This is a genomic window from Methylobacterium sp. J-043, from assembly GCF_022829505.1.
GTDB lineage: Bacteria > Pseudomonadota > Alphaproteobacteria > Rhizobiales > Beijerinckiaceae > Methylobacterium > Methylobacterium extorquens_A.
This window is the reverse complement of the sequence record NZ_JAKSYB010000058.1, coordinates 204,231-229,763: the sequence shown is the minus strand read 5'-3', so window position 1 is coordinate 229,763 and position 25,533 is coordinate 204,231. Positions and strand designations below refer to the sequence as shown.

The window sequence follows — 25,533 nt, the reverse complement described above, 5'->3', positions numbered from 1 at the left end:
TGACGCCGCCCGCGCCGAATCCGATCTATGCCGCACCGAAGAGCGCGCCGATCTCCGGATCCTTCTCCCAGGCCTCGACCCGCGCATTGACGAGGTCTTGTGATCGCTGCCGGGCATAGAGAGCGAAGCTTTCGGCCACGAAATCCGGCAGATCGAGCAGGCGCGGCGCGGCGCGGCGGCCGTCGCCCTTGAACAAGGTCGAGCCCGCCACGCCGTAGCGTTCGGCGATTCCCGGCAGGACCGGCCAGACCGGTTCGGAGGTCAGCGCATCGGGGGCGTAGGTCTGGATCGGGACGTTGAGCGGGTCGCAGCCGGTCTCGCGGGCGAGACGCCGGGCGATGTCGCCCAGCACATGCAGGTGCGGGTGGTTGACGACGTGCATGAACACGCCGCCGCGGCTCCATAGGGCGAATTCCCGCTCCAGGCCGAACCCGACGTCGCGCGCCGTGCGCAGCAGGTAGTCGGCGCTCGCCTGCCACAGGTCGAAATAGCCGAGCCGTTCGAAAGCAGCACCGGTATAGAGCCGTAGGGTGGCCTCTACGCTCAGCCCCTGACGGAAGCCATGGAGCGCGATTGCCGAGTGGTACGGCCCGATCGGCGAGGCGACGAGGCGGGACAGCCTCAGACTCGCTTCGTCGCCGACATGGATGAGATCGGGATGGAAGCCGGAAAACAGGATCGTCGGAAACAACCGCAAACCGGGCACGCGCTCAGAGAGCCCATGAACGTTGCCGCCCGCGACGAAGCCTTCGGGAAAGAAATGCGAGAAGACATGATCGGCGCCCCTTAGATGGCGTGCCAGCCGGTCGAGATGCCCGAACCGTCGGCCGAGCCCGGCGACGAGAAGCGTCTCCACCTCGGCGCCCGGCAGGAACAGCCGTAGGGCCTCCGCAACGCCGGCGGACTGACAATTGCCGATCACCGCAATCCGCGGGCGGCCAGCCGGCCGCCGCCACGGTCTCGCCCAGGATCGCGGGGAGAACGGTTGCGCCGCGAGGGCCTGGAAGGCCGGGGCGAGCGGTTTGAAAAGGGCGGGGAGCGGGGCCAAGCGGCGCGCGGCCTCTCGCGGGCATGCGTGCAGGATCGGATCAGGCGATGAACCCTTACCGCGATCTACCGGCCGAGCGCTTCTGGCGCAAGGCGGTGGCGGGCGTGCCGCCCTTCGCCCTCGATCCGGGACCGCGCGGCACCTTTGGCATCGCCCGCACCGATCGCGTCGCCACGGCCGGCTCCTGCTTCGCGCAACGCGTCTCGCAAGCGCTGGCCCGCGGCGGATTCAACTACCATGTCACGGAAACCGCGCCCCAGGGGCTGAGCGAATCCGAGGCGACCGCGCGTCAGTTCGGCACCTTCTCGGCGCGCTACGGCAATCTCTACGGTCCGCGACAGTTCGTGCAACTGTTCGACCGGGCCTTCGGCGCCTTCGATCCGCAACTCAAGGCGTGGCAGCGAGAGGACGGACGCCTTGTCGATCCGTTCCGCCCGACCATCGAACCAGATGGCTTCGCCGACGAGGCGGCGGTGATCGAGGCCCGGCAAACCCATCTCGCGCGGGTGCGCGATCTCTTTGAAAGCCTCGACGTGCTGGTCGTGACGCTCGGCCTCACCGAGGGCTGGCGTTGCCGCGCCGATGGGGCGGCGCTCTCCCTCGCGCCGGGCGTCGCGGGTGGGCAATTCGATCCGCAGGAGGTCGCTTTCGTCAATGCGGGCACGGCCGAGGTGATCGCCGACGTCAACGGCTTCCTCGATCGGCTCTGGAGCGTGAATGCGAGCGCGCGGGTCATCCTCACCGTCTCGCCGGTGCCGCTGATCGCGACCTATCGCGACCAGCACGTGCTCGTCGCGAACGCACACTCGAAAGCGGTGCTGCGGGCGGCTGCCGGAGAAGTCTGCGAACGCTGCGATCCGCGGCTCGTCTACTTCCCGTCCTACGAGATCATCACGAGCCACACCAATGGTGGGCGCTACTACGAGGAAGATCAGCGTGGAATCGCCGAGGCTGGCGTCGCCCACGTGATGCGCGCCTTCATGGCGAGCTTCGCGCCCGGTTCAGCCGAGAAATCGGAGCCGCAGCCCGCCCACGACAGCGAAGCGGAGTTCGCCGGCACCGCAGGCGTCATCTGCGACGAGGAGACGATCGAGCGCAGTCTCGCCTGATCGGCGTACCGCTCTATTTGAGCGGCACGCATAACGCTCAGCCCGTGCCGGCGCTTCAGCATGCGACCCGCCATGCCAGCACGGCGGGATCATACCGGAACTCAAGTCCGGGTTCCCGAAGAGATAAACCGGATTTAGGACGAGACTAAGTTACTTGAGGTGAGCGAAGTAGACGTCGCCCGCCGCCCGCTTCAGCTCGGCGCCCGCATCGCGGCCGATCGCGTCCGCGTCCGCGGCCCGTCCCTCGCGATGGACCGCCCAGTGGCGGCTGCCGTCGGGCAGGAACAGCAACCCGTCGAGGCTGATGCGATCGCCCCTCACCTGCGCGAGTGCCGCGATGGGTGTGCGGCACGAGCCGTCGAGTTCGGCAAGGAGCCCGCGCTCCGCATCGAGCGCCGTCGTCGTGGTGGCGCAGGCGACGGGCGCCAGCAGCGCCCGGATGGTGTCGTCACCGGCCCGGCACTCGATGCCGAGTGCGCCTTGCGCCACGGCCGGGAGCATCTCGTCCACCGAGAGCACGCTGCGGGCGACATCCGCCATCCCGAGGCGCTGCAGGCCGGCGAGCGCCAGCAGCGTGGCATCGCACTCCCCCGCCTCCAGCTTGCGCATCCGGGTGTTGGCGTTGCCGCGCAGGGGCACGATGGTGAGATCGGGCCGGTGCATCAGCACCTGTGCTCCACGCCTGAGCGAAGAGGTGCCGACCCGTGCACCGGTGGGCAGGTCAGCCAAGCCGTTGGCCCCATTCGCGCTGAGGAAGGCGTCGCGCGGGTCGTCGCGTTCCAGGATGCAGGCGATGGCGAGCCCGTCGGGCAGCCACGTCTCCACGTCCTTCATCGAGTGAACGGCGACATCAATCTCGTCGGCAAACAGGGCCTGTTCCAGTTCCTTCGTGAACAAGCCCTTTCCGCCAATCGCCGAAAGCGGCCGATCGAGCACGCGATCGGCCACGGTCGAGACGACGACGATCTCCGTCTCCAATCCCGGATTGGCAGCGACGATCCGATCGCGGACCATGCCAGTCTGGGCCAGCGCCATCGGGCTGCCGCGGGTTCCGATTCGCAGGGCGCGTGAAAGGCTCATCGTTGCGCTTTACCCGAGACGACGGCGCCCGTCACGCGCCAGCGCGCATGTGGGGCCGCACGGGACGCGAGGTCCCCGCAAACGCTTTGTCGGAAAACTTTTCGAAGGGGGCTGGACAGGCCGTCCGCCCGTTGCTAATCCGCCGCCACCGAACGGGATTGGTGGCCCGGCGGTGCAGCCTCTCCCCCGAGGCTTCGGGCGCATAGCTCAGTTGGTAGAGCAGCTGACTCTTAATCAGCGGGTCCTAGGTTCGAACCCTAGTGCGCCCACCAAACATCTCCCTGAAAATACAGAACTTTCTCTGAATGGCTCTAGACCGGTTTGACACAGTCGGGAGTTTGGTCGGGAATTTTCGTTCTCGCTTCGAGCTTCTGGATCGCGGCCAAGGCGAGGGCTGGATCGCGGTTCAGGTAGTGGGAATCGAGGATCGCACCGACATCTCGGAGCGAGTGCCCGGTGAGCGTCGCGATCTCGGGAGCAGAGCAGCCGGCGAGTGCTAGGCGGCTGACGGCGGTCCCGCGCAAATCATGGAAGGTAAGGCCGGTGATGCCGGCCGCAGCGCATGCCTTGCCCCATGAGGTGCGAAAGCCGTCACTGGTCCAAGGTCGGCCTTCCGAGTTCAGCAGGATGATCGGGCTTCGCCTCGTCGTCGCAGCTAGCGCCGCGCGCAGCGGGCCGCTCACGGGGATGACGACCCGTGCTTCCGTCTTGGCCTGCGTGAGGCGGATAGTCTGCCCATCATAGGCCGACCACGGCAGGCGCAGCAGGTCGCCCTGTCGCTGGCCGGTCCAGAGCGCCAGGATCAGCGGCAGATGCAGGTGCGCGGGCGCGTGGGCGAGGAACGCAGCCTCGTCGACGTCCGTCCATACCTTGTCGGTACGACGCGCCCGATAGAGCCGCCCTCCCCGCTCGCACGGGTTCGCGAGGATCAGCCCGCGGTCGAGCGCCCACGACAGGATCCGAGCGAGCACGGTCCAGGCATAGTCGGCCTGCCGGCGCGAGCGCACGGCCAGCCGATCGCGCCAAGCCATGAATTCACCGCGAGTGCGCCGATCGGACAGCGCGCCGAGCGGGAAATCGCCGAACTCGGCCTCGATCGCTTTAATGTACCGCACGTAATCGCGACGGGTCGAGGCAGCCAAAGAAGAGAAAGCCGCGCTGGCCTGATAGCCCTGCATGACGGAGAGCAGGACGCCGGCGGCGGGCCGGGCTCGCTCAGAGACGGCCAGATTGTAGCTCGCCATGAACTCGGGGGTGCCCGGCTCGCCATCAATGCGAGGCCCGCCCTTCCATGCATACCAGTAGGTTCGCCACGTCCCGTCGGCGAGCTGCTTCCGACGTGAGTTCAGGCCCTTAAGACGCACGCGCATTGCGCTTGTCCCTCCATGCGTCGAGCTCTGTCGCCGGTGTCACCGGGCCCGGCTCAGAGGAATGGATGATGATCCGATCGCCCTCGACCTCGACGCGGCCGACCTTGAGACCGGCGGCCTGAGCGCCCTTTACGGCGCGGGCGATAGCGGCTTGGGTTGCGGATGGGCGGCGAGGCATGACTAAGCCGCCGCCGTGCCGGCGGAGCCCTCTTCCGGGCAAACTGCGTCAAGGATCGCGCGAAACGCCCACTCCTTTAGAGCGACATGCTCACTCCAGGCGGCGCTCAAGGCGTGCACCCACGCTTCGTCCTGTTCTGCTTTCCAATACTTGAACATGACGGTCTCATACTGATTGGCCCTGCCAGTGCTATCTATTGTCTTCGTATTCTCGACGCTGATCGTCAGATCCAGCATGCGACGGTCCATTGTGACCGTCATGGTGAAGTCCGGCGATCTCCCTAGAAGTGACATGCACCTCGCCAGCATCTCTGCCGGATCATCACTCTCAACAAAATCATGCTTCAGAAGGTAATTCGCAGAGGAGGTTTGACCTTTCACAGTCTTTAGTCTTGAAATACGCTCCATAGCATCGTCGCAGCGCGTCGGGTTGCTTGTCGCCATGCCCGCGATAATGAGCTTGGCCGCATCTCTAAGCGTCGCTTGTTGTGCGCCTCTGCCGCGCTTCGAGCGGGGAAGATGTCCGCTGTCGCGTAGTTGGCGTGCGAACACCTCCCAGGTGGCACGTTCGTAGCCGCCAAAGGTGGCCAGCAGATCTAGCAGAGCGGGTAAGCGAACCATGTCGTCAGACTCCTTATCCGCGTTTTGCACGGAAAAAAGGGTAAGCGCAAGTTATTCCGCGTATTGCGCGGAAAACCTGCTCGCAGGTAGTTCCTCCGGTGACAGTCGTGAGGCCCGGCCGAGCTGATCGACTTTGCACGAGCGGCGTGCAAATGGGCCGCCGCAGCGGCCGGGCCGGGGCGTCAGCGACCGTTGAGCCGCGCGCGGCGGGCGAGATCCTCGGCGAGCGCCATCCGCGAGCAAGCCCGCATCAGCGCTTCGTCAGCCTGCCGGGCGAGCATGGTGGAACGCTCGCGGTCGAAGGCGGACAGCCGGATCTGCGCCAGGGAAAGGAAGCAGAGGATCAGGCGCATGGGCGCCCCCACAGACGGTCGAGATCATCGAGAGCGCACTCGCGAAACCCGTCTAGTGCCATCCCGAAGCGATGCCGCAAGCGGATGCCTTCGAAGCTGGTGAGCGGTGTGTCGATGAAGGGCTCGTACAACGCCATCAAGCGCTGCTCGACAGCGTCTGCGGGCTCTCGCCCTGCGATGTATGCCCGCCACTCGGACGTGGCCTCACGCGCCGGCCAGCGGAGGCCAGAACAGGCTTGCTCCGCTGCTTCGTAGAGCGCTCGGCATGGGGCCCATAGCCTCTCGTGCTCCTCAAGCAATGGCACGAGCACCGGACCGAGCGCGAGGAAAGCCGCCTCCGCAGATGAGACTGTTGCCGCCGTCGCGGGAGGCAGGCTGGCAAGCGGGTAGGCGGCTAGACCGGCGACGAGCCCGCGACGGGAGAGAGCAGGCGCCTTCATCGTCCGCCCTCTCGCCAGTCGCAGCCAACGGATGCCATGACCAGTGCGGCGCGGGTCGCAGGCCCCTCGTTGCGATCCAGCATCCGCATGTGCCATTCCCATGCCGGCGTGTAGCAGGTCGCGATTGAGCCCCGTGCGTCTCCACGAGCTGCGCGAGCCGTCGCCAGAAGCTCCTGCTGCAACCACGTCTCGTAGTTTGTCAGCAAGTTGACGGTCACGGGCTCGGCGACTGCGGAAGGGGCACCGATGAGGGCCACGCCGCCGCCGATGAGCGGAAGCGTGGTGAGGCCGCGGAGGAAGCCGCGGCGGGATGCGGGGGCGCTCATGCCGCAACCAGTTCGTCGCGCAGGCGCTGCTCATGCCAGCCGTCGTCGTCGGCGAGGCCGTTGTCGTCGGTGCCGCCCTCGGCGTCGTGTCCGTCTTCGAGGTCGCAGTCAGGCGTCAGCGCGTCGAGCAAGGCGATATCCGCCTCGATCCGATCGGCGATGGCCCGGCGCAGCTCGCGGATGCGGACATGGTCGGTGGCCGGCTCGTCGGCGCGCATGGCGCGGATCGCAGCCGACACAGGTCCGCCCAGCGCAACGATGCGCGGCGGCCTCACGGGGATATGGATGGTCATCTCGGTCTCACAGGTTCGGACCGGCTTCTCAGGGCCGGGGCCTCAAGCCTTCTCAGGGGCTTTCGGCCATGCCAGCGAACGGCACTGGCGCCGGGAGGCTGAGAACACGCCTGTGAGAACGTGCGCGGCGATCTTTACCCCGAAGGGCTGTTGTATCGCGGCCGAGCGTTTCCGCTTGACCGTATCGCCGCACTCCCGGCATAGTGAGCCGGTCGCGCTCACCGGGAGGTGAGCACGCTCATTACGGGGCCGATCACCCGGCAAGGTGTTAGGCTTCCGTCACAGACTGAACCGCCAACCCCTGGCAGGGTCCGGTTCGGGAGTTCTCAGGCTCCATTGACAGCATGACACGAACACCCCGCGCCCGGCAAGGCGGCGGGGGTTTCGTGCTGCGCGCTTGCGACAATCGCGGCACATGCCCACTTGCGGAATTGCCAACTCAGAGTAGCCTATCTCGCATGTCCGTCGAGTTCGCATATCGGTTCCAGAACGTGCCGCCGTCGCCCCTCAGGGATCTCGACGACGTGACGCTGACGGCCGCCGTGCTCAGCGATGACGGCGACACGATCCCGGCCGGCGCCGAGGGCACGATCGTCAGCGTGATCGGCGCCGATGACCTCTATGTGGTCGAGTTTGCCGAGCCGGAGGGTGCGCTGGCGACAGTCGCAGGCCATGGCCTCGCCCTGGTGAAGCGGGCTGCGGCTTGAGCCGTACTGTCGAAGTCGCTTGGGTCATCGAGCATCCGAAGATCCTCGAGTACCTGCTCAACCTTGACCACCCGCGCGGCGGCTCCAAGGCGAAATACCTGCTGCGCTTCGGCTTTTCTCTAGATGCGCCGGGCGTGCTGGCGAATGCGCTTGTCGATCACGCTATGGCGAACCTGCCGGGCATCATCAAGCAGGCGCAGCAGGGGCCGCACCGCATCGTGTTTGAAGGGACGGTGCGCGCGCCGGATGGGCGGGACATGCCACTGCGGACAGTCTGGATGGCTCGCGAGTATCCGCCTGAGATGCGCTTCGTCACTGCCTACCCGCTGAAGCGCTAGGGCTTCCCGGTCGCCTTCTGGACGCAGCGGGCGTTTTTCGGGCAGTCTTCTGCCGCCCCACGTTAGGCTATGCTCTCAATGCCCTCAACTCGGCAACCTGGGTGGGGCTTCGTGCTACGCGCTGTCGATGCAATTGCAATCGGCGGGCAGCGCGTCGCCGGGCTGCGAGCGAGACTTCGAGGCGGATCAAAAATGCTTGGAAAGCCCTCGACAACTTGAGAGCGAGCCGCAATATCTCTCCGCATTGAGTCGCAAGGGCTCAAGTTGCGCAATTAACAAATGCTATGAGGAAGCGCCTTCATGCCGGGCGAAGAGAAGTACATTCCAATTATTTCATTATTCAACCATAAGGGCGGGGTAAGCAAAACAACTACTGCATTCAATCTTGGCTGGGCACTCGCGGATCGCGGCAAGAAAATACTGATTGTCGATGGCGACCCTCAGTGCAATCTCACAGGAACCGTTCTAGGCTTTGATGGCGTCGACGATTTCACTGAATTTTATAAAGATAACGTCAACGCAAACATAAGTGACGCTTTGGCGCCTGTTTTTGCGGGCGCCGGTGCACCCCTACAGCCAGCCATTATCACAGCAACTACTCATGAAAACCTTTTTTTGCTGGCAGGCAATATCAGTCTCTCCGAACATGAAACTCAGATTGCTGTGGCGCTTGCTACCGCTCAGGCCATGCCGGCCCTACAAAACATTCCAGGCTCTCTATGCGCGCTATTGCGCATGACAGCGCAGGCGAACGACATCGACGCCATCATTCTTGATATGAGCCCTAGCGTCGGCGCACTCAACGAGTGCTTTCTTATGGGAAGTGACTTCTTTATTGTTCCAACGTCACCCGATTATTATTGCAATCAAGCGATATATTCTCTATCGCGTGTGCTCCCTCGCTGGAACATGGCTGTAGCCGGATTTAGATCCAAAGCCCTCCTGTACCCATTTCCTGCTCAGCCGCCTCGCTTCTGTGGCATCATCTCGCAGAGATATCGGCCGCGCAAGGGTAGCCCTGTGAAGTCTTTCCAAAAATGGATCGACATTATCAAGGTCACTGTAACTGATGTGCTGCATCCAGCTCTTTCGCACCAACATATGACGGTATCGCACGCTGATTTCACGGCCGCTGCGCCTGGAGATACCCCTTTTAACCTTGTAAATATCTCCGACTTTAACTCGCTAATAGCTCAATCTCAAGAGCACAATACACCTGTCTTCGCGCTCTCCGACGAGCAAATCGGTCAAATCGGGAAGGTGCTAGACACTATGAAAGAAAGTCGAGACGTGTTCAGGGCATCGTTTGATGGTCTGGCAAATAGCGTTGAGATTTTGACGGGGATCTGACGGCTGCAGCGTGGCTGTGACAGCGTTCGCAGCCACGTCTCGGCTTCTCAGTTGCCATTTTGGGCGCAGCGAACTACGGCGGCGCAGCGACAGCATTCATTGCGCCAAGACACCAGACGCCGCGTAGTCAACGCGCTTCGTTAAGGAGCTTCTTCCCCGCCTCTATCAGGCGAGCGAACTCCTCCAGTTGCGCAAGGCTAACGAAGGCCGAGGCTCGCGAATAAGTCGAGCCTGCGCTTATGTTTGCGCTGACATCTCCGGTTCTGCTGTTCCAGACGACGACCTGTAAATTGTCTTTTGTCGCATAAGACGACTCGAAGAAATCGAGGGGTGTTATTCCTTTTTGACTTTTGGCTACGTACTTGATGCCGTCGAGCAGTTCCGCAATTTCGTCATAGTCAACGAATGACCTCTTGCTATCTCCGTAACTATTGCCCGCTTCCTTTACGTTGATTGCGAGCCCCGTATGGGTTTCGTTGCCATTCGGGTTGCGAAACGTCATCGCCTGGACGTCAACACCAGCACTTCCGGAAAGGCTGCCAACATTGGTGTAGCCTTTGATCATCACGGTGCCCGTGGTGCCCGTGAACGCCTCGATCTTGGTCTTGGGCGCAGGTGGCTGGGCGGGCGGCTGCGCTGACTGCGCAGCGGCCGTAGAAGCGGCGGTGAAGGTGATTAGGGCGGTAAGGAATGGGCGCATTCGGGCAACCTGCACGGCGGACGTGGCCCAATCAACACGCTTTTCTGCCTCTATGGAGCGGGCCACCGCTCCACAATGCGGGTGCGGATGCCCTCGGCGGTGATGACGGTGTGCTGCGCGAAGGCGCCGACCGTGGAGAACCGGGCACCATCAGGCAGGATATCAGCGACCGCGCGCTGATGGTTCAGCAATTCCAGCAGGCGCCGCTTGTCCTGGCGCTCGTCGGTGAGGTCCCAGCCGTGCGCTTCGAGGCGGGCTATCAGCGCGGGGTTGTCGCCCGGCATGATGAAGCCCTCGCCCTGCGGCTCGAGGCGCCATACCTCAGCGGATGTGTCGAGCGTGTAGATCTCGCCTCGCCCACGATCGCGCGACCAGCCGGCCACCACCACGTCGGCGCGGCGGAGATCCAGGCGGGCGTTCGCCTCCGCCACCACCTCCGGATCGAAGGCCGCGAGGCTGTCGAGCGTGTGTAGGACGGCCGGGATCAGCTTCGACAGGAGGTCGTCGAAGCCCGTCAGGTTTGAACCGTTGAGGCAGCCGTAGAGCGTCGGCCCGATGTAGCTCGGCCCTCGGTAGGCCATCACCGCGTCGGCATGCGCGAGGATGTAGACCTTCTGCATCGACCCCACGACGGCGCCGTCAGGCTGATAGACCGCGCCATCGGTGACGACATGCACGCGATCGCGGCGGACGAGGGCGTTGATCGCGGTCATGCTGCGGAGTTCCAGAAGCGGCAGGACACGGCCAGGACGGCGCGCAGGCTGTCGCGGGCGGTGCGGATGGCTCGACGCCACAGCGGCACAGCCGGACGCGTCCAGAGCGCAACAGGGGCTGCGGCGGCGCCGACAATGGCCGCGCTCGCAAGCGCGCCACCGACGCTGCCGAACGTGGTCGCGAGAGCGGACCCGATGAAGCCCGCGGGGCCGGCAACTGCGGTGAGCGCTACCAATGCCAGGACGGAGGCGATGCTTTTGACGGTCGAGCCGCCGCCCGAGCTGTTGCCGAGCGGGCGGCTGATGAACTCGACTCGATCGTTTGCGGCGAAGGCTTGTACTTCCCATTCTGCCCGGCCGTAGAACTCGCCGTTGATCGTCAGGACCGTGGGGAGATCAAACCGCCATACGACGCGGCTGAGGTAGGCCTTGACCGTCTCGCCCATGACAGCGTGCGCCTCGGCGATGGGTAGGATGAGCGCGGCGTCCTCCGCCTGCGATGTGTCAGCCGAGTCATAGAGCTGCAGGCTGTGCTTCACGGCGACTTGCATGGCCCTGCGCCTCTGCGAGATCGGAAGGGGTGCCCCGGCCGCCGGTACATCCGCGGTCGGCCGGGACGTGAGAAAGGATGCCGGCCACGCAGCTCACGGAGTTTTTGCTGCTGCCGGCTCTCGGTGTTGTTGCGGGCACCGCCGAGTGGCCCGCCGCCGTCATGCCCGACCGGCGGCTTGGGTGCGCGTGCGGAACGCGTGTCGGCGGCGGCGGAAGTCGTCCCGCGCCTGCGCCTCATCCTCGTAGCCGGAGGAGCGCGCGGGCGCCGCCGCGGCCTGTCCGCCGCCGAGCCGGCGCAGGGTGTCCTGCATCGTGGCGACGCGATCGGCCATTCCGAGCCGCACCGCCTCCCGCGCGCCGACCGTCCGGCCCTTGCCGAACTCGGCCCGCACCCGCGCCGGCGTCGTGCCGCGGCCCTTCGCGACATCGGACACGAAGTCGGTATAGGTCTCGTTGACCCGCTTCTGCCGATAGTCGCGGGCTTCCGCGGTGAGGGGGCCGAGCGGGTTGCCCTCGACCTTGAACTCGCCGGCCGAGATGTAGGACTTGCTGATGCCGGCCTTGTCGAGCATCCCCGACAAGTCGTCGTGCACCGAATAGACGCCGATCGATCCCACCTCAGCGCCCGGCGTCACCACCACCTCGCTCGCGGCGGTCGTGATCCAGTAAGCGGCTGAGGCGGCGAGGCTGTTCACCTGCGCCACGATCGGCTTGCGCCCGCGGGCGGCGCGGATCTCGTCGGCCAGCTCGCGCACGCCGAACACGCCGCCGCCGGGACTGTCCACCTCGAGCACGATCGCCTTCACGTTCGGGTCGGCCAGCGCCCGGCGGAACATGGCGCCGACACGCTCGGTCGAGGTGCCGCCGCCGCCGCTGATCTCGCCCAGCATGGTCGCGCGCTGCGACATGAACCCGATGACCGGGATGACGGCGACGGCGCCCGGCGCGGCGGCGGGCTGGCCCGTCCGGCCGGCACCAATGCGTGCCTCGATCTCGGCGGGCGTGAACCGGACGCCATCGGCCCGCAGCGCGAGGAAAGCCCGGATCTCGGCCAGCTTCTCCGGCATCACCGCCCAGGGCTGCGAGGCCGCGGCGGCGAGGATGTGGTCGATCCCGCTCATGCGTCAGCTACCTTCACGAGAACGGTGTTGTCCGGCAGGGCCTCGACGATCTTCACCAGCCGCTCACGAATGTCGGCTTGGTTCGGGTCGGCCTTGAGATCGTCGGTCTCGTTGATCGCAGCCAGGATCGCGATGCGGCGCGCGGCGATGGAGGGCAGGTTGCTCCACTCCTCCACGTCGTAGGCTTGCCGGCGCATGTCGAACTGCTTCTGGCGCAAGTCCCGCTCGATCGGCGTCAGGCGGTTGGCTTCCAGCAACCGGTGAAGATCCTGCCGGAACTCCTCGATGACCGGATCGGCCGCGGCCGTGATGCGCCGGACGGCAAGCTCGCGAGCATAGGCGAAATCGTGCGCCCGGCGGCTATGCACCGCCTGCGCTCGGTCGAAGTCCGCGACTGCCTGCTGGTAGCCGGGCGTCACCGCATCCAGCCGCTTGCGGGCCTTCACCTCGGCGGCGGCGAGGCCCGGCAGCGTGGCGTTACGGTCGGCCTCGATCTGGTCCAACTCCGCGGCGGCCTCGCGGCGCTGGCGGTCGCGGCGCGCGGCGGCCTCCTCCGGCGTCTCCGGCGGGGTCGGCATTCCGAGGAAGCCTTTGAGGCGCGCGATGACGCCGGAGGGCGTGGCCCTCGCCGAATCGGCAAGATCGTAGGGGCGGGCGTGCGCTGGCAGGTACATGGCGCAGAGGCTGAAGCGGTTCGTGGGGCATGAATAGGGGGTGTTTCATGAACCACCCTCGGCGCCGCGCAAGACGCGCCGGATGTGCTCCACGCTCGGTACCGCCTCGCGGGCCCGCATCAGATCGAACATCACCTCGCGCGCCGTCCCGATGTGCTCGCCTGGAACGGCGCTCGCCGTGCGGTCGATGCGCCATTGCCCGGAGGCGTAGGCCGAGAGTGCGCGCCGGATCTCCCGCGCCTGCGTCCGTTGCGGCAGGCCGGCAAAGTGCCGGGACGCCAGCATGCGCAGGGCGGCGTCGCGCGCCTCGATCGCCTGCGCCTGCCACCAGTGCAGTCGCCCGGCGGCCGGCGCCAGCCCAAAGGCCGCATCGAGGCTGGCGCCGCGCGGGGCCGCCGCGAGGTAGGCGCGAACCCGCTCGGCGAGAACTGCACGGTCGGTCGGCGTCTCGGCCCCGTCCGCAATCCGCCGGAGTAGGGCGAGGTCAGTGGACCGGGACACTCTCGGCCATGCCCTCGCGGTAGCCGCGTTCGGCCTCGACCGCCCAAGCCTCGGCCGCACGCACCGACAAGCCACCCTGCTTCATCGCCATGAGCTTCGCCGCCAGGGCTTTGGTCGCGGGCGCCTCGCATTGAAGCTGGATCGCGGCGGCGAGGGCTTGGGGGTCGGCATGCGTCGCCCGGAGCTGCGCGGCTCGCTCACGAGCAAAGCCGGCGATGTCTCGGCCAAACCGATAGGCTTCGTCTGTCGCGTCCATTGGATCGCTCCTGATGTGCAAAGGGCAGCATCCCGCAACGGTGCGCGAGTGCGGAGTTCGTGCGGACCGTGTGCGGAGTTTTGACCGGTGCGGAGCAGCGACCTTGTGCGGCCTTAGCAACGGCGGCGACCGCTAAGCCGTTGATCCGTCACGCGCCGCCATTCTGAAAATCGCGTTTCGAGCTAATAATTCTTAGGCTCCGCACCGCCCACGATTGCCTCGGCAGCAAAAAAACCTGCGGATGGGTCCCCTTGCGGTAGCGACCCCCTTACCGCCCCGACTTTTGACCCCGCCCCGGGGGGGGGCAATCGCTCGGGTCGCCGCCTGCCGCGCCCCTCCCGCCGAGCCGTCACGACCGTCACGTCACGCGTCACAACCCGTCACGTCACGTCACAGGTGTGACAGCTGCTCCACCTCGACAGGGTTGAGCGGAGCAAGGTGGAGCGGTTGAGCGTCGGGCGCTGCTCTGCTCCACTGCTCCACTTGCTCCACCCCCTTTAGGGGGGAGCAAGGTGGAGCGGAGCGGAGCGCCTATACCGTGAGAGCTCCCAGAGCAGGCGACGGAGGTGAGCTTGAGGCGGCGCTATGCAATTCGGATGTACGCACCGACCGACTGGGATCTCGACTACCATCTCGACGGTCTGACGGAGATCCAGAAGGAGCGCGGGCTGCCAGAGCCGGTGACGATACGACACGTCAGCGGTGGTGGGTTCATCACTGTCTTCGACGACGAGCAAAGCGGCGGCGATGCCCGCGCCTACCAGCACATCTCAAACCACAGCCTCGCAATCTGCTACGATCGTTGGGACGGGTTCTTCTATTAGTCGGATGCCGCCTCGCCGACCTCGATGAACGAACGTGGGCGGCGCTGCGCATCGAGCCCCTCGACCACCACGAACATCCCGGTCGCCAGCCACGACCGCAGCATGTTCTTCACCCGCGTGCGCCCAGACTTGTCGAGCTCGATCCCCAGTGCCGCCGCGATCGGTACGCCGGCCCAATCCTTCGCCTGCGCGTTCTCCCGCCACCGGCCGTCGCCTAGCGCCCGCTGCGCCTTGCGCAGGTCCTCGACCGTGACGCCGGCCAGCAGGTCCGGCCACTGCCAGGGCTCGACCACTGCGACGTGATCCCCGCCCTCGACGCCGTTGCCGAGGGGCTGAGACGCGAGTCGGAACCACGATGAACGGTCGGGCGGCGGCGCGAGGTTGGCCTTGCCGTTGTCGGCGCGGAAGTAGCCGCGCGGGCTGTCGATGCCGGCCTTCTCGGCCTGCTCCTTCGTCATCGGGTTAAGTACCCGGGCCGAGCGCGTCGCCGCCAGCAGCGCGCCCGCACCGCGGCCATCCTCGACGGTGAACTCGCCGTTGCCGCTCTGCCCCTTGCGGACGTGGTGCACCAGCTCGATCGCGCAACGACCGGTCTCTGCGACGCGGTTCCACGCCTTCGCCACAAGATCGATCGCAGCGTTGTCGTTCTCGGTGACACGGTGAGACGAGACGAAGGGATCGACCATTGCGACGTCGATCCGGTTCTCGGCGATGGTGGCGACGAGGCCCTCGACTACGGGCTCGGCGATCTTGGCTCCGTCCTTCGCCGTGGTGGCGATGACGATCTCGGATGACCGGCCGGAATCGAGGAACAGCCGGCCCTCGATCTCTTGGCGCTCGATGCCGTAGTGCAGGCAGATCGCCGCGACGCGCCGCTCGGTCTCCTCCAGCGGATCCTCGAGGTTGACGTACCAGACCCGCAGGCAGCGGGGCGGCGTCACGCCGAGCAGGGGCCGGCCGGTTACCATGGCGATGGCCTCGACGAGCACGAGCGACGACTTGCCGACGGCGCCCGGCGCGACGGTGGTCGAGAGGAACCGTCGGATCAGGTGACGGCCGTAGAGCCATTCCCGCGGCGGGATCGTCTTCGGATCGCGCCATCGGAACGGCGTGGCGCGGATCCGCGGCGCCTCGCCCTCGGGCAAGAAGCGGGACGTCTCGACGAGGGCATCGGGATCTTGGTGAGGCTGCGCCATTAGGTTCGGGCCTCGCGGATCGCGTCGTTCATGTCGCCGCCGATCCGCGGGCGAGCGAGGATCACCTCCCGCCCGGCAGCGTGCCAGCGCGCGCCGCACTCGCGGGCCGCCTCCTCGCTGGCGCCGCCGTCGCCGGTCTCGCAGAGGATCGTCAGCGACTCGATGCCGGGCAGCACGGGGAAGACGCGGATCGCGCCGACCGAGCCGAGCGCCCAGGTGGGGCGGAAGCCGAGCATGCGCGCGGCAAGACAGGTCTCGATGCCTTCGCCGATCGCGAGACCGCGGCCGACCTCGGCGTCCGCGTCGAGCTTCACGGCGCAGCCGGCGGCAGGGCCCAGCATCTTGCGCCCGACCTTGGCGCCGACGGCCGTCAGCGCGGTTCGGTGCACGGCGTGGATGCGGTCGGTGCGGATGCAGCGCAGCGCCGCGACCATGACCGGCAGGCGCTCGTCGCCGAACGGACAGACGGCATGGAAGCGGATGGCCGCGCCGGCCACCTCGTCGGGCAGCGGCAAGCCGCGCGAGGCAAGGTAGGCGGCCACGAGGGTGCCGCGCGGGTCACCGGCGGCGCTCCACAGGCGCTCAGCCCGCCGGCGGCGGTCGAGATCGTCGTCGGATGGCGGCGCGGGCAGCGGTTCAGCACGGCGAGTAGCGGGCGACGGCAGGCGTTCCTGCCGACCGCCGCGGTCGGGCGTGACTCCCAGCAGCGCGAGCACGTGATCCTTCGCGTCCTGCCAGGACGTGCGACCGTGGCTCCAGACGAGCACGCCGTCCGGCGAGCCCGGCGAGAGGCGCACCGCGATGCTGCGGTCCTTCCGCGAATGGCCAGGGCCAGGGCAAAGCACCTGGTCGCCCGCCACCTCGCCGCCGAGGGTTCGCGCCATGCTCGCGAGCGTCAGCACGGGAGCCCCGCCGGCTTCACGGTGCCGAGCGCGAGCGCGATGTCGGGCGGCGCCACCTCGCGCAGCAGCGTCAGCCACTCGGCCTCGCGCTCCGGTCTCGTCTCGATGATGACGACGTTCTCCCGCTTCTCCTGCGCCCAGGCGCAGACCTCGCCGTAGAGCGAAGGCAGCGGCTCGCACGCCACCACAATGGCGGCGCGGCAGGTCACGAGATAGCGGCGCATGGCGCGGGCATGAAAGCCGCCGGGCCCAAGCGCCGCCGCGAGATCGTCACCGACGAGCAGGATGTGCGGACGCCCGGCCGGGACCGTGAATCGCTCGCGGCTCTGGGCGACCAGTATAAGACCGCAGCCCCGATCCCGAACCGCCAGAAAGAGCGGCCGCAGATGCAGTGGCGCGCGCGAGAGCGCGGCGTCGAGCGCATCGCGCCCGGCCCCGGTGAAGGTGACGTGCATCCGAATCGGCCTCTAGAGTTGTCGAGCGGCGCGCTGAGACGCCGACGAGCGAGGAAGCGATGCCCAAGTTTTTGGTGTGCTACGATCTTGAGAAGACCCGCCCAGACCCGCATGGCGAGTTCTTGGAGCAGGTGGAAGCAGCAGGCTGGTCAGTTTGGAAGTACGCACCGAGCGGGATCTACTACCATCTTCCGAACACAACTCTAACTGGGGTATTTCGAGATCTGGATACCGCAAACCGCGCCTTTAAATCGGCATGGACCAAAACGAGAGCCAAAAACTACAAAGTAAATGTCGAGAAGTGGATCATCGTCGAGTACACGGCGTCGGTATTCAACTCGGACGATAAGGAAGCTTGAACGTCCTCAGGTAATCATGCGGTTCAAGCCCGCATAGCTCGCCAGCACCCGCCGCCGGTCGATCGGCTCCAACGCCATCACGGCGGCGCAGGCGGCAGGGTCCGCGTCAGGGCGAGCCTCGGCAGCGAGGAGCGCCGCCGCAGCCGCCGCTCCGCGCAGCCCGCACAGCAGCCGCACGATGGCCCGCAGCGCCCGCAGGCGGGCCAAACGCTCCCCCGGCTCCAGATCGGCGGCGAACGGCCCCCAGGCGTCCCCTGGCGCAATCATCGGGCCCTCCGGGTGAATGGATGCGACCGCCCCAGGCTTGACCACCGTCCGATGCGACGAGGCGTGGAGCCCGGGTTTCCGTTATCGGACGGGTCGCGGCGCCCTCTCAGGATGCCCCGTCGCAACTCAGGCCCTTGCGGGCATCTCGGTCAGGCCGGCGTCAGCAGCCCTTCTGCGTCGGCCGCGCGCACGGCCTCGGCGAGCGCCTCGTGCAGCTCGGGCAACAGATCGACGCGGAAGTTCAGCCCGTCCTTGCCCGGCCGCATCGTCCCGTCCTCGGCCTTGAACCAGACCCGCAGGCTGGCGATCTGCCGGCCCTCGTATTCCTGAAGGCCGATGCGGATTTCCTGCCGCGCGTTCTTGCGGACACTCGCGACGGTGCGCTGCTAGGGCATGATGACCTCCGAACGGGGGATGATTCGACGATGTTTGCGAAGCCGACAGGCCGGCGGAAGCTGACACTGAGCGAGTGGGTAAACTTGCTCTCAGCGACAGGGACGATGTTGTCAGCAATTTTTGCTCTACTTGCAGTTCTTGCGGCAAATCGTCAGGTAACGACCGCATTGGATGCTGTAAATAGGGCCGAGAAACTCAAAGCATTATCTGAATATGGCGCTTTTGCACGCGATGCATGTGGAACAATAATCCCGCCAAAGCTGAGCAAGATGCTAACATTGCACACGCCGCCTGAAAACTATTCATTGCCCCCGCCCGGCGAAATGTATTATTTTGATCAAATTGCTAAATACAACGACGATGAGTTGCGAGACATGCTATTTCGAAATGCAACTCTTCGGTTGGAAAAATTTGACAGCCTGGTCGTGAAAGGTAAAGCGGTGGCGGTCTGGCTGAATGATGAGCAAAGGAAAGATTTTGACAAGTTCAACTATTACCTTCATCAGGAGTCTCGCCGGGAGGCAACTGCGGATGGCAAATCCATACTCTCTATTATTTCTGGAACCTTTGGCATTTGCCAAAACCGTATTGACAGCAAAATCGCAGAACTAGCGCGTTGATCCATCTACACTTCTGGCGGTCGATGCTGTGCGGCCAGGGCGGCGGCCTCGCGCTCGGCGAGCCATGCGTTGAGGGTTGAGCGGCGGGCGCAGCACTTCCCGCCGACATTGAAAATCGGCATCTCGCCCCGCGAAGCGAGATGCCGCACTGTCCGTGCTTTCCAGCCAAGGAAGTTGCCGATCGCAGCATAGCCGGTCAGCAGATCACATCTCTCGCAATTGGACATAGAAAGCTCCGCCGCTCCCAAAACGATCTCAGCGGTCGCTCTGGAGACAAGGGTCGGTGGATTCAGGACATAGCTACATCAAAGAGGCGATCAGAGCTTTCCGTCGCCAGGATCGGAGGGGAGCACCCGCAAGGGAGCGCACACACACGCATCCGGTCGTCCCTAATCGCTGCATCAAAGATGCAGCACAACGCCCCAAATCTCGAAGTCAGACACAAGCCGCCATTTTTGGCGCCTGAGTAGTCTCAGGGCCAGGGCCACCTGCTCGTCCTTCGACCCGTCGCCGGGGAGTTCAAGGGGCGTCGTCCGAAGACAAATTTATGCGATGCCGCGTGCCAGTCAACGTCAGGAGGGGTGGTTCATCAACAGATAACGCCAGATGGCGTCAGATCGCGGCGGGGCAGTCTTCCCGCCGAATGCCCACGCCCATTATGAGCATCTGTGCGACCGCAGCCGAGAGGTCAGCCATGGAAGTTGGCCTCCTCCCTAACCTCGTCAGCCGGCATCTTCGGTGCGGTGAGGCGCGCCAGGAATGCCTCTGCTGCTCGGCGGTCTTCGAGCGCCTTGGCCACTGTCCGCTTTCGCTCGCGGTATCGAGTCAGTGTCTCTCGGCAGACCGCGAGCACCTCGCTGATCTCCGGCAGGAACACGCTCTCCCGGCGGATCCGCTGGCACGCCGCAGCAACCACGGCCGGCGGGAAACCCTCGTCCTTGAGGTCGTAGATCAGGGCCTCGAGGTAGACCGGCAGGTTGTGAGGCAGCTTCACCCGGGTATCGATCAAGGCGGCCAAGCAAGCTTCGATTACACCCTCATTCGGCGCTGCAGTCGTGGCGTCCCTGAGAGCCTTGTCGATCATCCCGAGTTCGTGCTGCGTCGCTGAGCGAGCCAGCATATTCTTCAGGGCTTCGCGGTGCCCCTGCTCCTGCTGAGCAATGGCATCCGGTGAAGCGTGATCGTCGATCGCTCGCAGCGCCGGGAAGCAGGTTCTAGCGATCGCGTAATCGTACCGGCTCAGCAGCCGCTCGGGCTCTAGCAGCCCCTGCAGGTCGGTCCGCCCGACCGTGCCGGGTGCCACCGGGGCGATTTCCTGGCCGCAATTCTTCAGGTCAGCCATGGCCTAGTCTCCGTGCTTGGCGCGCCATGAGGTAGGCCGTTGCGCTTGGCCTGCCGGCGTCAGGCCGGCCAGTCGGATTGTGGGCAGCTTGGTGCTTCGGCGGGGGCTCGTCGGCCCAATGGCCACCGTTCAGCCATGTCGTCGGCAGCTTGGTGAACTTGGGATCCTGGCCGGCACGGGTGTCGGCATAGCGCTTCGAGCCCGCCATCAGCTCATCGTGCGAGCTGAGGCCCTGCTTGATCGTTCGATCGTAGGCCTTCCGGGCGGCGATCTTTCCATCACGCCGAGGATACGTCTCCCACCATTCGTCGAAGCGAGAGGGGGTAGGGGGAGATTCCCGGTTTCCTTTCCCGGTTTCTAGTTTCCTGTGTTTGGGTGACTCACCAGACACTCCGGGGGGTGACTGGTTAGACACCCCGCGGGTGTCTGGCGAGTCACTCGGGGGAGTGTCTGATGAGGCACCGGGGGAGTGTCTGGCTGGACACTCGGGGGGAGTGTCTGATGCGGCACCGGGGGGGCGACTCGATCGGCCCGCGAAAAGTCGATGACGAACGAGTTCGTGACGAAGCCCTTGGCCGCGTCGGAAGCTCCGCCGCTGACCCGTTGAACCCGCAGCCAGCCCGCCCCCTCAAGCTCTTTCACCGCCCTGATCGCGGAGCGCCGCTCCAATCCAGCACCCCGTGCGAGCGTCTCGTAAGCCGGCGAGCATTGCCCCGTTTGGTTGTTGTGGTGGTCGAGCAGTCGCGATGCGATCACCTTCGCTACGAGCGAGAGAGCGGGATCGGCGGTGATCGCCTGCAACAGCTCCCACTTCTTGAGCAGTGTCGTACCATTGCTCATCGAGTGACCTCGTACAGGTAATCAGCGAGTTCGATCTCGATGCAGATGCGAAGGGCGCGGACAGCCTCCTCGCGCGAGCAGTGCGGCCACGTCCTCAGAACCCACGCTAGCCGATGCATCGGCGGCATCTGCCGCGGCGGATGCTCGAGCAACACCCCTGCGATGATCGGCGCGAGATCCGGATAGAAGTTTGAGGAGGGCCACCACATGGGCTTGGCTCGGCGGTTCTGGATCAGATCCAGCCGCTGCAGCCGGAATCGGCCAGCGCAGCCCCCTGCCCTGCCCCCACTAGGTGAAGGCGATAGGCCCCGATGTGAGTCTCAAAGACGGTCGGAAAACCGACTGTAAGCCATTGATGCATCATGGCAGCTTTTCTCCTCAGTCGGGAAAAAATCGCTGCAATTTCAGGGGCGAGCGTAGGTCTCTTAATCAGCGGGTCCTAGGTTCGAACCCTAGTGCGCCCACCAAATTTTTAAAATTTTAGATCAAGTGTGCACCCCAGCCCTAACCGCTTGGGCTGCACTGGCGTCAGGACGGCAACCCCTCCCCTTAAATCGTGGCCTGTCGGTGGATGCCGACAAATCGACCGATCGATTTCCGTGGCGCTTCAGCCTTGGCTGGCCCCGTCCCCCCACTCGCTGCGATGGAAGTGTGAAACATGCATGCCGCGGTTGCCCTGGGGATCGCGATCATCTTTGCCGCGCAACCGGCATAGCGCAGCCGAGGCCAGGGGCGGGCGCGGTGGAGGCGGCTACGGAGGCCGGTCCAGTCGTTTCGGTTCGCGGCCACGTGACCAAAAGCGACACCTACTTGGCGCTCCACTGCCGCGCTAAGGCAGACAGCATCCTCAGCAGCAACCTGACCTATCGAGGCTGCGCTAGGGTCGAGACTCAATCAGCACCAGAAGACGATCACGGCGGCGAAGGCTACGGCTAGGGCTGAGGCATAGTTCCGGGCAAGCTTTCGTAGCGGGTGCCGATGCGGCGGACGTTCTTGAGGCGGCGGAAGGTGGTCTCGACGCGCCAGCGTTCACGGTAGCGGCGTTTGTCGTGGCGGATCTTGCGCTTGCTTGCGCGCGTGCCGGGGATGATCGGCGTGACGCTTCCTTCTCGCAGATCGGCGCGCAGCCCGTCGGTATCGTAGCCCTTGTCGGCATGCAGATTGTCGGGGCGCCGACGTGGCTGGCCGCGCCGGCCCGTGCTCAGCGGCAGGAGGCATTGAGGGTCGGCGCCAGCAATGGGCTGTCGTGCCGGTGGGTGCTCATCAGTCTCATGCCGAGTGGCGTGCCGCGGGCGTCGGTGACGAGGTGGCGCTTCCAGCCCGGCTTGCCTCGGTCCGTCGGGTTCGGGCTGGTGGCAGGCCCCCTTCTTTGGCCGGCATGGAGGCACTGTCCGAGCTTAACCGCCGCCACTCGATCTCGGCGGTCGCGTGCAGGCGCTTCAATAGAACCTGATACAACCACGCCCGCCGCCTGCCAGTCGCGAAGGCGGCGCCAGCAACTCATGCCGCAGCTGCAGCCCATCTCCGCCGGCAGCATCTCCCTGGGCAACCCCGAACGCAGCAAGAACAGGATCCCAGTGAGCACGACGCGGCTCTCGATCGGAGGCCGTCCGCCCTTCGGGCGCGGATTGGGTGGCGGCAGAATCGGGGCGATCTCGGTCCAGAGATCGTCGGGAAGCAGAGGTCGAGCCATACCCGACCAATGCCTCTCCGATCGCATTGTGCCGTTCTGTTAGGCGCTCTGAGCAGAGACGACTTAACCGCTTTTTCTGCCAGTGTGCATAATTCCGGATAGATACGTTGTGATCGCCGTTCGAATAAGATGGTCGCTCATAGCCGAATCATGAATGTATAAAACATTGAACTGATTGAAATATTCGAAATCCCTCGCTACGGCTACGAAACCTAATCCTGTCAGCGCCTCATGGACATCGTCGTACAACCACTGTCCTGCCCAGTGACTGAACTCCTCCACCTCAATCAGCAAACTTTTCGTTTTCTTTAGTGTTTCTTGCGCGCCGTCGAACACTTTTTCAAAAGCGCCCTCGACATCAATCCATAGAGAAAAATCTGCATTGGCAAACTGAGATTTGTCAAAAAAACTGTCTAACCGGACCGACGGAATTTTCTTCGGCTCGTATTCGACCCCTGGGTGGGTTCGCACTAGCAGAGAGTCGTTTCCGCGTAGTGCTGGTGCGTCGTCCCCATCCCATTTGGACTGCACCATCATTTCTGTGAAGCCATTTGAGTCCGAGATGAGGGAATGCCTGTATTCAACTCCAGCCGCTTTGAAATCATGTAGTTTGGAGAAATGATTATAAATATTTGGATTTCCTTCGAATGCAAAAGATTGCGAATTGGGAAACATAGATTTGATATTTCTTGAAAATAACGCCTCGTAAGCGCCAAATTCGACGAATATTTTTGGCCTCAAGCAAGACTGAATATGATGAAATAGGTCAGACAGTGCGTCCGACGACCGCTTGCGTTCCTCGGCTTTAGTGAGATCGAAGGCTATAGCCGATGCCGCGAGGCGAAGTTGGTCTTGGATGATATTATATTTCGACATGCAGCTTCTCATGTGAGTATTGCGAGGCTTGTGCGTGCTTATTGGGAGGCAACCTCGCACCACTTCGCCCTACGCTGCTGGGGTACAAGAGCCAGCACACCGGGGCAATCCTGAGGCAGTTGCTGCGCCTCGCCCGAGTGCATTGACGCAGACAGAGGACTCACGGGGGTGAGGTCGTGTACAGGTCTGGGCGGAGGGCCCGGACTGTCAGCGCTCTGCTTGATGACGTCGCCATGGCGCGGTAGACCGCCCATGTCACCGACCGTTCGCGTCCGGTCAAGCATATCCTGCACGGCTTGACCCGGTCGCCGGGCAGGCGCCGCTACCCATCGGCACGGTCGCTCAGGTGCTGGCCCTGACCTCTCCGAGGCGCCTGTTGACGTCGCTCACTGGACCGGGCGTGCGTTGAGCCCTCGGTGATACTGCGCGCGTCAATGCATCAGACATCCTCAGGCACACCGGTTGCCCTGTCGTAGTTGCGCCAGATGCCGCGGATGTGCCGCGGCCAAGGCCGGCCGATATTCCTCAGACGATGATGGGCCTGATACGGGGCGTGTTCGCAACATCCGCGAGTACGGCCAACGCCGTCGGCATGGCCGGCAGGTCGTGCTCGGCCTGTTGCGACGGCAGAACGGTGCGTGCTCACCTAACAGCGGCAGGTGCCGTAAATAGAGGGATCGGCGGCCGAGTAAAAGGCTTGTGAAGCGCTCGGCCGCTCTTTTGGGAGCTATGGCACCAAAGCTTGCGTCCTGACGGATGAGGGCACACTATTGGCTTCCGACTTGCGTCTGGACAAGTACACCAACGCCCGACGCTATTCTCTTGGCGGGTCTGCGCCGAGTTGCGCCACCCGTCTGTCCTATGCCCGCCCGCCAGCGGTACCGGTACCATTGACTTGCCCCGCCCAGCGCAGCCGCGGCGGGGCTTTGTCTCGCGTCTCTCAGAGCATGAATAAGTACTGTTACTTTATTTTGAACCAGAAAGACCCACCATGCCGGTATTGGATACGATCAGGAACGCAGATTTTTCGAGCCGCATTGTATGCGTTCGCGGCGATGATCTCGACACGCGCATTATCATGGAGATAGGCCGCGAGCACTTGCTGCTCGGTGAGAACGCATCTCCAGTTGATGATCCACTGTTCTGGATAATTGAAGGGCAGGAAGATGTCATGAACGTGAACGATGACGCCGCTCTTTAGTGCCGGCAAAATCATCATGAACTCAAGCTCAACATCCCCATAGTTCTTCAGGACGTGACTCGAGTCGATAAAAAGTATATCCCCTTCATTGAGGGATTCGTATAAATCGATATCGGTTTCAGTGATGTCCTGGTCGAAGAAGCTAACCCCAATTTGATTTAGAACATCTTTCGTAGACGGTGCGGCGTATTTATCGACGCATACAATCGAAGGAGGCACGGCGTTCCGGCTTCCGGCATCGACGAGCACGCGCGTCGACATGCCTGAACCGAGTTCGATAATCTTCATCGGCTGATAATGGCGGACCAGACAGTACAGTACGAATGCGTCGTATTCGGGGTATGACAGATTTATCGTTGGATTCTTGCAGAAGTGTCGTCCGTCGTCGTCCGTTCGGGGGTCCCACTCGGGTTCGTATTTATTGATGATCTCTTTAAGATTTTCAATATTTTCGTCGTATGGAATGCGAAGCCGTCCGTACAAATCGCGGGCGCGGGCCTTTTCACTGATCAGGTCGTAATCAGGCCAAGGCGATTCATACTCCCAATATTTTTTGCAGTCGGCGATCGCTTGCTCCCGCTGATGGGACTTGCCCGTTTCGTCCGGGAGATATGGCCAGGGCATCGACGCCTCTCGTATCGTAAAAAAGATGCCGACTTCGTGCTCGTCAGCCTCTCTCTGCTCGGTCGGGTTACCACCCATCTGTTGCGAGATCCAGCACGGCGACCGGGCATGCGGCGCATGTACGCCAGCCAAGCCCATATTCTCTGTCAACCTCAAGAGAGGGGGAGAACTTCACCTCGTTTACTTGCCGTTGCACGTGCTCGCGAGCA

At 64.2% G+C, this 25,533-nt stretch carries 32 protein-coding genes, 1 tRNA gene and 2 pseudogenes; 7 read left to right on the top strand and 28 right to left on the bottom strand.

Annotation, left to right across the window (positions count from 1 at the left end; all coding sequences use genetic code 11):
* Nucleotides 1-25: 25 nt before the first annotated feature.
* On the bottom strand, nucleotides 26-1,048 hold the full coding sequence (locus MKK50_RS16370) for a WcbI family polysaccharide biosynthesis putative acetyltransferase (protein ID WP_499023810.1): 1,023 nt from the start codon (nucleotides 1,046-1,048) through the stop codon (nucleotides 26-28).
* 47 nt (nucleotides 1,049-1,095) lie between these two features.
* On the opposite strand from MKK50_RS16370, the gene MKK50_RS16365 reads away from it, so the two are divergent.
* Complete coding sequence (locus MKK50_RS16365) at nucleotides 1,096-2,157, top strand: GSCFA domain-containing protein (RefSeq protein WP_499023809.1); 1,062 nt, start codon at nucleotides 1,096-1,098, stop codon at nucleotides 2,155-2,157.
* Nucleotides 2,158-2,307: 150 nt separating this feature from the next.
* On the opposite strand, the gene hemC is transcribed toward MKK50_RS16365, so the two are convergent.
* Nucleotides 2,308-3,237, bottom strand: a complete 930-nt coding sequence (gene hemC, locus MKK50_RS16360; RefSeq protein WP_499023807.1) for a hydroxymethylbilane synthase — start codon at nucleotides 3,235-3,237, stop codon at nucleotides 2,308-2,310.
* A gap of 196 nt (nucleotides 3,238-3,433) precedes the next feature.
* On the opposite strand from hemC, the gene MKK50_RS16355 reads away from it, so the two are divergent.
* A tRNA-Lys gene (locus tag MKK50_RS16355) sits at nucleotides 3,434-3,509 on the top strand.
* A 39-nt stretch (nucleotides 3,510-3,548) separates the two neighbouring features.
* Here MKK50_RS16355 and MKK50_RS16350 read toward each other — a convergent pair.
* The 5 genes from MKK50_RS16350 to MKK50_RS16330 all read right to left on the bottom strand — a co-directional run bounded on the left by MKK50_RS16350 (nucleotide 3,549) and on the right by MKK50_RS16330 (nucleotide 6,742).
* The gene (locus MKK50_RS16350; protein WP_499023805.1) at nucleotides 3,549-4,607 is read right to left on the bottom strand and encodes a tyrosine-type recombinase/integrase; all 1,059 of its coding nucleotides are present in this window, start codon (nucleotides 4,605-4,607) and stop codon (nucleotides 3,549-3,551) included.
* Between the two features lie 180 nt (nucleotides 4,608-4,787).
* On the bottom strand, nucleotides 4,788-5,405 hold the full coding sequence (locus MKK50_RS16345) for a hypothetical protein (protein WP_499023803.1): 618 nt from the start codon (nucleotides 5,403-5,405) through the stop codon (nucleotides 4,788-4,790).
* A 182-nt stretch (nucleotides 5,406-5,587) separates the two neighbouring features.
* A complete protein-coding gene (locus tag MKK50_RS16340) occupies nucleotides 5,588-5,758 on the bottom strand; it encodes a hypothetical protein (protein WP_499023801.1) in 171 nt (56 codons plus the stop codon).
* A 436-nt stretch (nucleotides 5,759-6,194) separates the two neighbouring features.
* Nucleotides 6,195-6,524 (bottom strand): hypothetical protein, encoded by a 330-nt coding sequence (locus MKK50_RS16335; RefSeq protein ID WP_499023800.1) that lies wholly within the window; start codon nucleotides 6,522-6,524, stop codon nucleotides 6,195-6,197.
* Entirely contained in the window at nucleotides 6,521-6,742 is a 222-nt protein-coding gene (locus MKK50_RS16330; RefSeq protein ID WP_499023799.1) for a hypothetical protein, read from the bottom strand. Before MKK50_RS16330 ends, MKK50_RS16335 begins: the two co-directional genes overlap by 4 nt.
* Before the next feature lie 533 nt (nucleotides 6,743-7,275).
* Here MKK50_RS16330 and MKK50_RS16325 point away from each other — a divergent pair.
* The 3 genes from MKK50_RS16325 to MKK50_RS16315 all read left to right on the top strand — a co-directional run bounded on the left by MKK50_RS16325 (nucleotide 7,276) and on the right by MKK50_RS16315 (nucleotide 9,212).
* Nucleotides 7,276-7,524, top strand: a complete 249-nt coding sequence (locus MKK50_RS16325; RefSeq protein WP_499023798.1) for a DUF4926 domain-containing protein — start codon at nucleotides 7,276-7,278, stop codon at nucleotides 7,522-7,524.
* Nucleotides 7,521-7,862 carry a DUF6883 domain-containing protein gene (locus MKK50_RS16320; protein ID WP_499023797.1) on the top strand — a complete coding sequence of 114 codons (342 nt, stop codon included), beginning with the start codon at nucleotides 7,521-7,523 and terminating at the stop codon, nucleotides 7,860-7,862. The genes MKK50_RS16325 and MKK50_RS16320 overlap by 4 nt, the downstream gene beginning before the upstream one ends.
* Before the next feature lie 300 nt (nucleotides 7,863-8,162).
* The gene (locus tag MKK50_RS16315) at nucleotides 8,163-9,212 is read left to right on the top strand and encodes a ParA family protein (protein ID WP_499023796.1); all 1,050 of its coding nucleotides are present in this window, start codon (nucleotides 8,163-8,165) and stop codon (nucleotides 9,210-9,212) included.
* A 127-nt stretch (nucleotides 9,213-9,339) separates the two neighbouring features.
* On the opposite strand, the gene MKK50_RS16310 is transcribed toward MKK50_RS16315, so the two are convergent.
* From MKK50_RS16310 to MKK50_RS16280, 7 genes are all read right to left on the bottom strand, one after another.
* Entirely contained in the window at nucleotides 9,340-9,978 is a 639-nt protein-coding gene (locus MKK50_RS16310) for a hypothetical protein (RefSeq protein WP_499023794.1), read from the bottom strand.
* Nucleotides 9,963-10,625: a hypothetical protein gene (locus MKK50_RS16305; protein WP_499023792.1), complete on the bottom strand. Its 663-nt coding sequence runs from the start codon at nucleotides 10,623-10,625 to the stop codon at nucleotides 9,963-9,965. The genes MKK50_RS16310 and MKK50_RS16305 overlap by 16 nt, the downstream gene beginning before the upstream one ends.
* Nucleotides 10,622-11,176: a hypothetical protein gene (locus tag MKK50_RS16300; protein WP_499023790.1), complete on the bottom strand. Its 555-nt coding sequence runs from the start codon at nucleotides 11,174-11,176 to the stop codon at nucleotides 10,622-10,624. The genes MKK50_RS16305 and MKK50_RS16300 overlap by 4 nt, the downstream gene beginning before the upstream one ends.
* Before the next feature lie 159 nt (nucleotides 11,177-11,335).
* Nucleotides 11,336-12,298: a S49 family peptidase gene (locus tag MKK50_RS16295; RefSeq protein WP_499023788.1), complete on the bottom strand. Its 963-nt coding sequence runs from the start codon at nucleotides 12,296-12,298 to the stop codon at nucleotides 11,336-11,338.
* Nucleotides 12,295-12,972 carry a hypothetical protein gene (locus MKK50_RS16290; protein WP_499023786.1) on the bottom strand — a complete coding sequence of 226 codons (678 nt, stop codon included), beginning with the start codon at nucleotides 12,970-12,972 and terminating at the stop codon, nucleotides 12,295-12,297. The genes MKK50_RS16295 and MKK50_RS16290 overlap by 4 nt, the downstream gene beginning before the upstream one ends.
* Nucleotides 12,973-13,017: 45 nt before the next feature.
* Nucleotides 13,018-13,473: a hypothetical protein gene (locus MKK50_RS16285; RefSeq protein ID WP_499023784.1), complete on the bottom strand. Its 456-nt coding sequence runs from the start codon at nucleotides 13,471-13,473 to the stop codon at nucleotides 13,018-13,020.
* Entirely contained in the window at nucleotides 13,457-13,729 is a 273-nt protein-coding gene (locus MKK50_RS16280; RefSeq protein ID WP_499023782.1) for a hypothetical protein, read from the bottom strand. Before MKK50_RS16280 ends, MKK50_RS16285 begins: the two co-directional genes overlap by 17 nt.
* A gap of 572 nt (nucleotides 13,730-14,301) precedes the next feature.
* Here MKK50_RS16280 and MKK50_RS16275 point away from each other — a divergent pair.
* Nucleotides 14,302-14,553, top strand: coding sequence for a hypothetical protein (locus MKK50_RS16275; RefSeq protein WP_499023780.1), 252 nt, complete (start codon nucleotides 14,302-14,304; stop codon nucleotides 14,551-14,553).
* Here MKK50_RS16275 and MKK50_RS16270 read toward each other — a convergent pair.
* Genes MKK50_RS16270 through MKK50_RS16260 form a run of 3 tightly spaced genes read right to left on the bottom strand, consistent with a single transcriptional unit; the run spans nucleotide 14,550 to nucleotide 17,106 of the window.
* Nucleotides 14,550-15,749, bottom strand: a complete 1,200-nt coding sequence (locus MKK50_RS16270; RefSeq protein ID WP_499023778.1) for an AAA family ATPase — start codon at nucleotides 15,747-15,749, stop codon at nucleotides 14,550-14,552. The two genes, MKK50_RS16275 and MKK50_RS16270, sit on opposite strands and share 4 nt — an antisense overlap.
* The gene (locus MKK50_RS16265) at nucleotides 15,749-16,633 is read right to left on the bottom strand and encodes a DUF7146 domain-containing protein (RefSeq protein ID WP_499023776.1); all 885 of its coding nucleotides are present in this window, start codon (nucleotides 16,631-16,633) and stop codon (nucleotides 15,749-15,751) included. Before MKK50_RS16265 ends, MKK50_RS16270 begins: the two co-directional genes overlap by 1 nt.
* Before the next feature lie 11 nt (nucleotides 16,634-16,644).
* The gene (locus MKK50_RS16260; RefSeq protein ID WP_499023774.1) at nucleotides 16,645-17,106 is read right to left on the bottom strand and encodes a hypothetical protein; all 462 of its coding nucleotides are present in this window, start codon (nucleotides 17,104-17,106) and stop codon (nucleotides 16,645-16,647) included.
* Between the two features lie 59 nt (nucleotides 17,107-17,165).
* Between MKK50_RS16260 and MKK50_RS16255 the strand changes: the two genes are divergently transcribed.
* Nucleotides 17,166-17,465, top strand: a complete 300-nt coding sequence (locus tag MKK50_RS16255) for a hypothetical protein (protein WP_499023772.1) — start codon at nucleotides 17,166-17,168, stop codon at nucleotides 17,463-17,465.
* Nucleotides 17,466-17,471: 6 nt separating this feature from the next.
* Here the strand turns inward: MKK50_RS16255 and MKK50_RS16250 are convergent, their stop codons facing one another.
* From MKK50_RS16250 to MKK50_RS16200, 11 genes and pseudogenes are all read right to left on the bottom strand, one after another.
* Nucleotides 17,472-17,732, bottom strand: coding sequence for a hypothetical protein (locus MKK50_RS16250; RefSeq protein ID WP_499023770.1), 261 nt, complete (start codon nucleotides 17,730-17,732; stop codon nucleotides 17,472-17,474).
* 149 nt (nucleotides 17,733-17,881) lie between these two features.
* Nucleotides 17,882-18,031, bottom strand: coding sequence for a hypothetical protein (locus MKK50_RS16245; protein WP_499024089.1), 150 nt, complete (start codon nucleotides 18,029-18,031; stop codon nucleotides 17,882-17,884).
* Between the two features lie 1,405 nt (nucleotides 18,032-19,436).
* Nucleotides 19,437-20,090 (bottom strand): hypothetical protein, encoded by a 654-nt coding sequence (locus MKK50_RS16240; protein ID WP_499023767.1) that lies wholly within the window; start codon nucleotides 20,088-20,090, stop codon nucleotides 19,437-19,439.
* Entirely contained in the window at nucleotides 20,083-20,481 is a 399-nt protein-coding gene (locus MKK50_RS16235) for an LvrA C-terminal domain-related protein (protein WP_499023764.1), read from the bottom strand. Before MKK50_RS16235 ends, MKK50_RS16240 begins: the two co-directional genes overlap by 8 nt.
* On the bottom strand, nucleotides 20,448-20,930 hold the full coding sequence (locus tag MKK50_RS16230; protein ID WP_499023762.1) for a helix-turn-helix domain-containing protein: 483 nt from the start codon (nucleotides 20,928-20,930) through the stop codon (nucleotides 20,448-20,450). Before MKK50_RS16230 ends, MKK50_RS16235 begins: the two co-directional genes overlap by 34 nt.
* The gene (locus MKK50_RS16225) at nucleotides 20,927-21,139 is read right to left on the bottom strand and encodes a hypothetical protein (protein WP_499024100.1); all 213 of its coding nucleotides are present in this window, start codon (nucleotides 21,137-21,139) and stop codon (nucleotides 20,927-20,929) included. The genes MKK50_RS16230 and MKK50_RS16225 overlap by 4 nt, the downstream gene beginning before the upstream one ends.
* A 685-nt stretch (nucleotides 21,140-21,824) precedes the next feature.
* A pseudogene (locus MKK50_RS16220) lies at nucleotides 21,825-22,090 on the bottom strand (transposase); the annotation flags it as partial.
* A gap of 41 nt (nucleotides 22,091-22,131) precedes the next feature.
* Nucleotides 22,132-22,341: a hypothetical protein gene (locus MKK50_RS16215; RefSeq protein ID WP_499024099.1), complete on the bottom strand. Its 210-nt coding sequence runs from the start codon at nucleotides 22,339-22,341 to the stop codon at nucleotides 22,132-22,134.
* A gap of 105 nt (nucleotides 22,342-22,446) precedes the next feature.
* Nucleotides 22,447-22,623: pseudogene (locus MKK50_RS16210) on the bottom strand (transposase); the annotation flags it as partial.
* 63 nt (nucleotides 22,624-22,686) lie between these two features.
* The gene (locus tag MKK50_RS16205) at nucleotides 22,687-23,499 is read right to left on the bottom strand and encodes an FkbM family methyltransferase (protein WP_499023759.1); all 813 of its coding nucleotides are present in this window, start codon (nucleotides 23,497-23,499) and stop codon (nucleotides 22,687-22,689) included.
* Nucleotides 23,500-24,460: 961 nt separating this feature from the next.
* Complete coding sequence (locus tag MKK50_RS16200) at nucleotides 24,461-25,456, bottom strand: class I SAM-dependent methyltransferase (protein ID WP_499023757.1); 996 nt, start codon at nucleotides 25,454-25,456, stop codon at nucleotides 24,461-24,463.
* Nucleotides 25,457-25,533 lie beyond the last annotated feature (77 nt).